Genomic DNA, 2,407 nt, shown 5'->3' with positions numbered 1-2,407 from the left:
GGCTGGCTTGACGACGTGCCGCGGAAGCCGCGACAGGCGCTTTCAGCCGAGCAGGAAGTCGAGCGCCTTGATCGCGGCGACTGCCAGGCCGATTGCGGCGTAAAACCGGTGGGTCATCCGCATTTCAAGGTCTTTCATGTCGCAGCGGGTTTCTGCACGGAGTTCCCCGATGTCGGTCTTGACCTCCATTCGTAGTTCGGCGAACTCCGTTCGGAATTCCGCGATGTCGGTCTTGACCTCCGATCGCAGTTCGGCGAACTCTGTTCGGAGTTCGCCGAACTCTGTTCGGAGTTCCGCGATGTCGGATTTTACCTCCGTTCGGAATTCCGCGAAATCGCTCTTGACCTCCGTGCGGAATTTCGCGAAATCTGTCTTTGTGGCCAGTTCGTCCCTCGGAGGGACGGCTAGCGCAGCCGCGGTCGCCTGTTCGTCCGAAACACCGGCGCTTCTGAAGGCGTCGTAGACTTCCTTGACCATCGCGCTCATGCGAACTTACCTCCGATGCAACAACTCAATGCAACAACTCGCCTGAACCAGGATGAAGCATACCAGAATGCCACTGCCGGGCTGTAAGAGATAACGCTTATCGACGTACGAGATTGCCCGTTTGGAGGTTAGGAGGATTCGTAACCCGCGGCATCCGCTCCGGCGCTACTCGTTCCGGAGCGGACCGGGGCCGATCACAGATTCCCGAACCTGGCGCCGACCTCGAAGCCGAACTGCCGCGGCAACCCGTAGGAGGCCATGGTCCACAGGGCGGCGACAGCCAGGTTGCCCGTGCGGTAGCGCTCGTCGGCCAGGTTGCGCCCGAAAACGCGGAAGTAATAGGCGCCGTCGCTGGTGGTGAAGGTCGAACTCCAGTTCAGGATGTTGCGGCTGTTCGACATCGCGTCGAATTCCGGGCCGAGGTCCGAGTAGGTGAACACCGAATCATCGACGAACGACCAGCTCAGCGTGTGGGTGAGGTCGCCCATGCTGCCCGCCGGGTGGTCCAGGGTCGCCATCAGGTAGGCGGTCCATTCCGGTGAGCGGTTGACGGGCCGGCCGCTGAAATCCACGTCGATGGTGCCGTCGAAATCCGTGTCGGCCTCGTAGGCGGCGAACTCCGCGTCCTGCCAACTGAAATTGCCGCTGAACGTCAGGTACTCGTTGGCCACCCAGCTTCCCTCGAACTCGATACCCTTGACGTCAAGTTTTGCGGCGTTGAAGAACAGGGTCTCCTGAAACGAACCGCCGCCGGGCAGGGCGAAGGTGGCGTTCAACTGACGCTGGGCGTCGTCGTAGCGGACATCGAAATAGACGACGTTCATGCGTACCCGGTTGTTGAACAGGTCTGTCTTCAGGCCGACCTCGATGCTGTCGGCGAATTCCGGGTCGATGGGCTTGAGCTGCAGGGGGTTGCCGTACGGAAACGGCAGTCCGGCGGTGAAGGTGCCGGTCTGGTCGTTGAACGCGCCGGACTTGACGCTGCGCGAATAGGTTGCCCAGGCAAAGGCATTGTCGCTTACGAGGTAGCCGACCGTTGCCCGGAAACTCGGTTCGGTCCAGGACTCCTGTTCCCGGGCCACGTTGATCGGAAAGCGGTCGAAGTCCGAGGCATCCAGCGGTTCGTCCAGGGACGCGAACAGGCCTTCGTTGGCCGAATCGGTGCCGTCCAGGTATTGATAGAGAATCTGTGGCCGGCCGGTCCATTTCTTTTTCTCATAGGTAACGCGGACGCCGGCGCCGAGTTCCAGTTTGTCCGTTACCTGGTAGGTGGCATCCGCGAATCCCGCCAGCGCCTTGGCGTTCTGTTCGTTGCAGAGTACGGAGGCGTTGTCGTTGAAGGTGCCCGATGCCAGCGCCGGATAGCCGAGGCCGGTCAGGTTGTCGTTCAGGGGGGTCGCCGTCGGGCCGAAAAAGTCCACCAGGCCGAGAATCTGGGTGACGCAGAAGTTGTTGTCGTCCTTCTGGTAAAAGCCGCCGGCCACGAAGTTCAGTGGGCCGTCGAAGCTGGAGTCGATGCGTATCTCCTGCTGAAACGTTTCCCGGTCGTCGTCGCGCGTGGCGTCGAACAGCGAGGCGCGGGTATGACCGACATAGGTGCTGGGCAGACGGGATTTCTGTTCGCGGTAGCCGGTGACCGAGTGCAGCGTCAGGACATCGTTCAGGTCCCAGTCCAGGTGGCCGTAGACGCCGTCCACATCCACCTGGTGGCCGTCCGCGATGCTGAAGAAATCGTTGCGCTCGGAGATGCCGGCGAGGTCGATGGGGTCGCCATCGAACATGCCCGGGAAGCCCAGGAAGGCGGTGAACACCGAGCTGGGCGCGTTCTCCGCGACGATGGGCGGAGAATCCATGTTGTCGCGGACCATCTCATAGGTGAGCCTGGCCTCGATGTCGTCACGGGGCGCCCACAGGAGCTTGA

At 61.7% G+C, this 2,407-nt stretch carries 2 protein-coding genes; both read right to left on the bottom strand.

What is annotated here, in order from left to right; genetic code table 11:
- Positions 1–42: 42 nt before the first annotated feature.
- A complete protein-coding gene (locus OXG98_00365; GenBank protein ID MCY3770467.1) occupies positions 43–486 on the bottom strand; it encodes a hypothetical protein in 444 nt (147 codons plus the stop codon).
- A gap of 194 nt (positions 487–680) precedes the next feature.
- A partial coding sequence (locus OXG98_00360) for a TonB-dependent receptor (GenBank protein MCY3770466.1) occupies positions 681–2,407 on the bottom strand: 1,727 nt, incomplete at its 5' end.

The sequence above is a fragment of the Gemmatimonadota bacterium genome (assembly GCA_026706345.1).
Classification (GTDB): domain Bacteria; phylum JAAXHH01; class JAAXHH01; order JAAXHH01; family JAAXHH01; genus JAAXHH01.
The sequence above is the reverse complement of the archived record's forward strand: the minus strand, read 5'-3'. Positions and strand labels throughout refer to the sequence as shown.